The sequence below is a fragment of the Salibaculum sp. genome (genome assembly GCF_035270045.1).
Classification (GTDB): domain Bacteria; phylum Pseudomonadota; class Alphaproteobacteria; order Rhodobacterales; family Rhodobacteraceae; genus Salibaculum.
In genome coordinates this window covers 20,457-27,292 of the sequence record NZ_DATFIP010000029.1, presented here as the reverse complement: position 1 = coordinate 27,292, position 6,836 = coordinate 20,457, and the positions used below count along the sequence as shown (strand labels likewise).

Here is a 6,836-nt window from a genome sequence, read left to right as displayed (position 1 = left end):
GACGTCGCTTCGTCCAGAATGAGGATCGGCGGGTTCTTGAGCAGCGTGCGGGCAATGCCCACCCGTTGCTTTTCACCGCCCGACAGCTTGAGCCCGCGTTCACCGACCATCGTGTCATAGCCTTCGGGCAGAGTGCTGATGAAATCGTGGATCTGGGCGGCGCGCGCGGCGGCGATGACCTCGTCCTGGGTGGCGTCGGCGCGGCCATAGGCGATGTTGTAGCGGATGGAATCGTTGAACAGCACCGTGTCCTGCGGCACCACGCCGATGGCGTCATGCAGGCTGTCCTGCGTGACCTCGCGGATGTCCTGCCCGTCGATGCGGATGGCCCCGCCCGAGACATCGTAGAACCGGAACAGCAGCCGCCCGATGGTGGACTTGCCCGACCCAGAAGATCCCACCAGCGCCACGGTCTGCCCCGCGCCCACCGACAGCGAAACGCCGCGCAGGATCGGGCGCTCGTGATCGTAGCCGAAGGTGACGGTGTCGAAGCTGACCTCGCCCTTGTCCACATCCAGACGGTGCGCACCGGGGCGGTCGGCCACGTCGGGCGGCTGTTCCAGCAGGTCGAACATCTCGGCCATGTCGACCATGGCCTGCCGGATCTCGCGGTAGACCGAGCCGAGGAAGTTCAGCGGCATGGTGATCTGGATCATGTAGGCGTTGACCATGACGAAATCGCCCGTGGTCAGCGTGCCGTTCTGCACCCCGAAGGCGGCCATGACCATGACCAGAACCAGCCCTGTCGTGATCACGAAGGCCTGGCCGAAGTTGAGCAGACCCAGCGTGTAGGCCGTCTTGAGCGCCGCCGTCTCGTAAAGCGCCATGGCCCCGTCATAGCGGCCCGCCTCGCGCTGTTCGGCACCGAAATACTTGACCGTCTCGAAGTTCAGCAGGCTGTCGATGGCCTTCTGGTTGGCATCGGTGTCCTGGGCGTTCATCTCCTTGCGGATGCGCACGCGCCATTCGGTCACCTTGAAGGTGAACCAGATGTAGATGGCGATGGTCACAGCCACCACGCCGAGGTAGCTGAAGCCGAAGTGCCACCACAGGATCACCGCGATCATCAACAGTTCGAGGATCAGCGGCCCGATACTGAACAACAGGAACCGCAGCAGGAAATCCACGCCCTTGACGCCGCGTTCGATGATGCGGCTCAGGCCCCCGGTCTTTCGGGTGATGTGATAGCGCATGGAAAGACGGTGGATATGGGTGAAGGTCTCCAGCGCCAGTTGGCGCAGGGCGCTCTGGCCCACCTTGGCGAAGATCACGTCGCGCAGTTGTTGAAAGCCGTTGGTCATCAGCCGCGCCATGCCGTAGGCCACCGTCAGGCCCACCGCGCCCAGCGCGAGCAGCTTGGCATCGCCCGCCTCGCCCGAGAGCGTATCGACCACCAATTTGTAGAGCATCGGCCCCACCACCGCGACCAGCTTGGACGCGACCAGCGCCACCAGCGCCAGCACCACGCGGCGTTTCACCCAAGGCTTGTCTTCGGGCCAGAGATAGGGCGCGACGCGCAACACCACGTTCCAGCCCTCGATGGGCTGGTCGTCGGGGATTGAATCGGGCTGGGCGGCGCGGCGCATCGGGTGGTCCTTGTCGTGAGGGGCCATAGGTAGGCCCCCCGGGCGGCAATGACCAGAGTGCGGCTCAGATCATCTGCATCAGGCGCCGTTTCTCTCCGGTCTCGAAGGGATCGGACAGGGCCTCCGCAAGCCCGTCGAGGGCCGCGATGTTGTGGCCCGGGCGGAAACTGTGGACATGCGGCAGTATCTCGCGGATGCCGCGCGCCCGGGGCGCGAACTCCGACCAGCGCAGCAGGGGGTTGAGCCAGATCAGCCGGCGGCACGACAGGCCCAGGCGCTCTGCCTCGCGGCCCAGCGCGCCGGTCTCGTCGCGGTCCAGCCCGTCGGAGATCAGAAGCACCACCGCCCCCTGTCCCAACACCCGGCGCGACCAGTCGCGGTTGAAATCGTGCAGGCAGGCGGCGATGCGGGTGCCGCCCTCCCAGTCCCGTGCCTCGGCCCCGGCATCGGCCAGGGCCTGGTCCACGTCCCGGGCGCGCATGTGCCGGGTTATGTTGGTCAGCCGGGTGCCGAAGGTGAAGGCATGGACCCTGGCCCAGCCCTGCCCGCGCGCGTTGCTGACGGCATGGACGAAATGCAGCACGGCGCGGGAATACTCCGACATGGACCCCGATATGTCGCAAAGCACAACCAGGTTCGGGTAGCGGATGCGCCGACGCCGGGTCTCGAAGGCGCGGATCTCGCCCCCCTGGCGCATCGACCGGCGCATGGTGCGGCGCCAGTCCGGCATCGGCCCGGCCATTGCCTCGGTCCGGAGGGATTTCACCGGGCGCACCGGCAGGGTCAGCCGCGCCAGCATCCGCCGGGCGCGGGCCATCTCGTCGGTGCTCATCTGCGCGAAATCGAGGGTCCGCAGGCGTTCCTCGGGCGACAGCGTGGCCGAGGCGTCGACCTCGAGCACGCTTTCCTCGCGGTCATCCTCGGGGGCGGGCCGATCCGGCTCAATCCCGTCGAGTAGCGCCTCGGCAGCGCGCTTCTCGGCCGGTCCGGCCCGTTCCTCCTGCTGCGCGCCGCGAATGGCCGGCAGCATCATGGACATCATGTGTTCCAGGAACCGTGGATCACGCCAGTAAAGGCGAAAGACCTGCCCGAAAACACGCAAATGTTCGGGGCGCGAACAGAAACAGGCCTGCAGCGTCCAGTAGAAATCCTGTTTCCCGGTGAACCCCGCCGCCTCGACCGCGCGGATCGCGTCTATCACCCGCCCCGGCCCCACCGGCAGGCCAGCCTTGCGCAGGGCGCGGGCGAAATGCGCGATGTTGCGCGCCAGCTTGCCGTCCTCGGGCAGGTCGTGTGTGGCGAAATCAGACACTTATCACACTGCAGACCGCATAAACTCCGACCGATACTGGGATTAACAGCCCCCAACCAACGACATAGAATATCACGTATCTACTATGCCACCACATTGAATCTCTGAGATTTTTTAAATCGACTTTAACTTTCTCAATGTCTGGGTTTTCATTGAACTTTCCATCTTCGAAAAATTGATCGGTAATCGACTTCAATCGACTGGGGGGATCGCTTAACTGATCCGAATAAAGATTTTCTTTCTTCGTCGAAAGTGAAAGTCCAAAGGTCCCCGCTGAAAAAAGGTCGGCAATCCAATTTATTATCAGAGAAACAACTAGCAGCCCTGTTATCCAGATTATTCCCGAATTGATTTGACCCTCTTTGAGCGCGACTCCGGTCACTGTCACAACTTCGTAATCTACGTCCAGCTTTCTGACTAGGATGATACCGAACGAGAGCATAAGGAGACTTCTGCCCGCAGCTACGGTGTTCCGACTAAGAAGGGGGCGGCCGTCGACATTCATACCGACGACAGCTCGGCGCGCGCCTCGTCGAGAATGCGCTTGGCCTCGGACCCTTCGATGCGCGCGATGTCGTCCTGGTATTTCAGGATCGCGCCCAGGGTGTCGGCAATGACCTGGGGCGACAGTTCGATCGCATCCAGCGCCAACAGGCACTTGGCCCAGTCGATGGTCTCGGCCACGCCGGGGCGCTTGAACAGGTCCTCGCGGCGCAGGTGCTGGACGAAGGCGACGATCTCGCGGCGCAGGCTTTCGCTCGCCTCGGGCGCTCGGGCGCGCAGGATGTCCATCTCGCGCTCGAACTCGGGATAGTCCACCCAGTGATAGAGACAGCGCCTTTTGAGCGCGTCGTGCACCTCTCGCGTGCGGTTCGAGGTCAGGATCACGATGGGCGGCTCAGGCGCCTTGATCGTGCCCAGTTCGGGGATCGTCACCTGGAAATCCGACAGGGCTTCCAGCAGGAAGGCCTCGAAGGGTTCGTCCGTGCGATCGATCTCGTCGATCAGCAGGACCGGCGCGCCGTCTTCATGCGGGCGCATGGCTTGCAGCAGGGGCCTTTCGATCAGGAAATCCCCAGAAAACAGCGTGCGTTGCAGCACCTCCTTGTCCGCCGCGCCCTCGGCCTCGGCAGCGCGGATGGCGATCATCTGGGCAGGGAAGTTCCATTCATAGACGGCGCTGGCCGCATCCAGCCCCTCGTAGCATTGCAGGCGGATCAGGTCGCGGCCCAACGCGGCGGAAATCGCCCTTGCGATCTCGGTCTTGCCGGTGCCCGCCTCGCCCTCCAGGAACAGCGGACGGCCGAGTTTCAGCGACAGGAACACCACCGTCGCCAGTGCCCGCCCGCAGACATATCCCTGCGCGTCCAGGGCTGATTGAACCTCGTCTATGCTATTCATGGCGCCTCCCTGGGGATCATGCTGCATGGCACGGGGCCGGGGTCAAGCGACGCATTGCCCCGCCCGGCCCGACGCGCTAGGCCTTTCCCCGCACGAGCGGAGACCCAAATGAACGATCCCAAGACGCCGGGCTTCGGCCCCGACCTCGGCCCCTTCGACTGGACCGATCCCCTGCGGCTGGAACACCAGCTGACCGAAGACGAACGCATGCTTCGGGACGCGGCACAGGCCTTTGCCCGGGCAGACTTGGCGCCCCGGGTGCGCGATGCCTACGCGATGGAAGCCGCCGATCCGGGCATCTTTCGCGCCATGGGTGCGGCCGGGTTGCTGGGTGTCACCATCCCCGAGGAGTTCGGCGGGCTGGGCGCGGGCTATGTCACCTATGGCCTCGTTGCCCGGGAAATCGAGCGGGTCGATTCGGGCTATCGGTCGATGATGTCCGTCCAGTCCAGCCTGGTGATGTATCCGATCCATGCCTATGGCAGCGACGCGCAGAAGCGGAAATTCTTGCCCGGCTTGGCCAGCGGCGAGTTGATCGGCTGTTTCGGCCTGACCGAACCCGATGCGGGCAGCGACCCCGCCGGCATGAAGACCCGCGCCGAGAAGACCGCTTCGGGCTATCGACTGACCGGGGCCAAGACCTGGATTTCCAACAGCCCGCTGGCGGATGTCTTCATCGTCTGGGCCAAGTCCGACGCCCATGACGGCAAGATCCGCGGCTTCGTTCTGGAGGCGGGCACGCCCGGCCTGTCGGCGCCCAAGATCGAGGGCAAGCTGAGCCTGCGCGCCTCGGTCACCGGCGAGATCGTCATGGACGGGGTCGAGGTCGGCGATGAGGCGCTGCTGCCCGGGGTCTCGGGGCTCAAGGGGCCGTTCGGCTGCCTCAACCGCGCGCGCTATGGCATCAGCTGGGGCGTCCTGGGCGCCGCCGAGGCCTGCTGGCACGCCGCGCGCCAGTACGGACTGGACCGCAAGCAGTTCGGGCGACCGCTGGCGAACACCCAGTTGTTCCAGAAAAAACTGGCCGACATGCAGACGGAGATCACCCTGGGCCTGCAGGGGGCGCTGCAACTGGGCCGGCTGATGGACGCGGGTCAGGCCGCGCCCGAGGGCATCAGCCTGATGAAGCGCAACAATTGCGGCAAGGCGCTGGATGTCGCCCGACAGGCCCGCGACATGCACGGCGGCAACGGCATCTCTGGCGAATACGACGTGATTCGCCACATGATCAACCTGGAGACGGTGAACACCTACGAGGGCACGCATGACGTGCACGCCCTGATCCTTGGGCGGGCGCAGACCGGACTGCAGGCGTTTTTCTAGGCGCAGCACGGCGCAATCGCCAAAATGGCCCAGGACTTGCAAATTCTGGCCGCATATACAGATCAGAAAGACAGGGTGCCACGACATGGCGAAACCCGGGCGAGGACCGATGGCCGACCAACATGATCTGTTCGACCTGCAACTGGAGGGGCTGGACCCCGAGCCCTGGCGCGACCGCGTCGAAGAGCTGGGCAATGCCCTTGGCCAGTGCGCGCGGCTGGGCGAGCGCTACTTGGCGACGCGGATATACGCCGGGCCACGCCTGCTGGTCAGCTTCGAGAACGTGCCGGCGGCGCGCAAGTTTCACCCCGACGCCGCCCCGCGCGGCTGGCTGATGGCGCGGGACCGGGGCTGGTCGACGCTGACCCTGCTGGCCAGCGAGCCAGAGAACTGGTTCCGCGACGAAGCCGTCTATGCCTATTTCGACGAGCTGATCGACGAGGGATATTTCGACGACTTCGAGGAAGTGCTTTTCTACGGGGTCGGTGGCGCGGGCTATGCCGCCGCGGCCTATTCCGTCGCTGCCCCCGAGGCCCGGGTGCTGACCCTCCGCCCGCAGGCCACGCTGGACCCGGCCCGCGCCGCATGGGACCATCGATTCATGGGTCAGCGGGCCAAGGACTTCACCAGCCGTTTCGGCTATGCCCCGGACATGCTGGAAACCGCCAGCCGGGCCTGGGTCATCCACGATCCGTTGGTGGCCGAGGACGCAATGCACGCGACCCTTTTCGCCGCGCCCAACACCCTGCTTCTGCGCACCCCGCACCTGGGCCGCACGCCCGAGCGTGACCTGTCCGTCATGGGGGTGCTGGATGACCTGATCGACGAGGCGATGGAAGGCACGCTCGATCATGCCGCCTTTGCCGGCTACTGGCGCGCACGGCAGCAGCACCTGCCTTACCTGCGCACCCTTTTCATGCAGCTTGACGAGGACGGGCGCGAGGGATTGCTGGCCCGGCTCTGCCGCTTCGTGCTGCGCGACACCAACCGCCCGCTTTTCGCAAAGCGACTGGCGCGCATCGAGGCCCGCCAGGCCGAGCGGTCGGACCCGTCAGAGCAGGCCGCACCGGCGACGGCACAGGCCTGAGGCAAGGTGGCTTCCATGCCATGACTGAGCGATGGTGCGCCCAGACGCCCCGCTGATCGACATACCGGGCAGGACGCCCATGCGTCGCCGCGGGGCCGACCAACTGCACGACAGACAGCCATCGACC

The 6,836-nt window shown here is 65.2% G+C and carries 6 protein-coding genes; 2 read left to right on the top strand and 4 right to left on the bottom strand.

Annotation, left to right across the window (positions count from 1 at the left end):
- From VJ897_RS04455 to VJ897_RS04440, 4 genes are all read right to left on the bottom strand, one after another.
- Nucleotides 1-1,586: ABCB family ABC transporter ATP-binding protein/permease (locus VJ897_RS04455; protein WP_324053633.1), on the bottom strand; the 1,586-nt coding region annotated here is incomplete at its 3' end.
- Between the two features lie 64 nt (nucleotides 1,587-1,650).
- Nucleotides 1,651-2,898: a vWA domain-containing protein gene (locus tag VJ897_RS04450; protein WP_324053631.1), complete on the bottom strand. Its 1,248-nt coding sequence runs from the start codon at nucleotides 2,896-2,898 to the stop codon at nucleotides 1,651-1,653.
- Complete coding sequence (locus VJ897_RS04445; protein WP_324053629.1) at nucleotides 2,891-3,280, bottom strand: hypothetical protein; 390 nt, start codon at nucleotides 3,278-3,280, stop codon at nucleotides 2,891-2,893. The genes VJ897_RS04450 and VJ897_RS04445 overlap by 8 nt, the downstream gene beginning before the upstream one ends.
- A 119-nt stretch (nucleotides 3,281-3,399) precedes the next feature.
- Complete coding sequence (locus VJ897_RS04440) at nucleotides 3,400-4,299, bottom strand: AAA family ATPase (RefSeq protein ID WP_324053627.1); 900 nt, start codon at nucleotides 4,297-4,299, stop codon at nucleotides 3,400-3,402.
- 108 nt (nucleotides 4,300-4,407) lie between these two features.
- Here VJ897_RS04440 and VJ897_RS04435 point away from each other — a divergent pair, with 108 nt between their 5' ends.
- Nucleotides 4,408-5,622, top strand: a complete 1,215-nt coding sequence (locus VJ897_RS04435; protein WP_324053625.1) for an acyl-CoA dehydrogenase — start codon at nucleotides 4,408-4,410, stop codon at nucleotides 5,620-5,622.
- Nucleotides 5,623-5,731: 109 nt separating this feature from the next.
- Nucleotides 5,732-6,709 (top strand): hypothetical protein, encoded by a 978-nt coding sequence (locus VJ897_RS04430; RefSeq protein ID WP_324053623.1) that lies wholly within the window; start codon nucleotides 5,732-5,734, stop codon nucleotides 6,707-6,709.
- The last annotated feature ends 127 nt before the right edge of the window (nucleotides 6,710-6,836 follow it).

Bases quoted from the DNA above. Each gene is read 5' to 3' on its own strand.
- VJ897_RS04440 (WP_324053627.1), bottom strand. From the start codon at position 4,299: ATGAATAGCATAGACGAGGTTCAATCAGCCCTGGACGCGCAGGGATAT.
- VJ897_RS04435 (WP_324053625.1), top strand. From the start codon at position 4,408: ATGAACGATCCCAAGACGCCGGGCTTCGGCCCCGACCTCGGCCCCTTC.
- VJ897_RS04430 (WP_324053623.1), top strand. From the start codon at position 5,732: ATGGCCGACCAACATGATCTGTTCGACCTGCAACTGGAGGGGCTGGAC.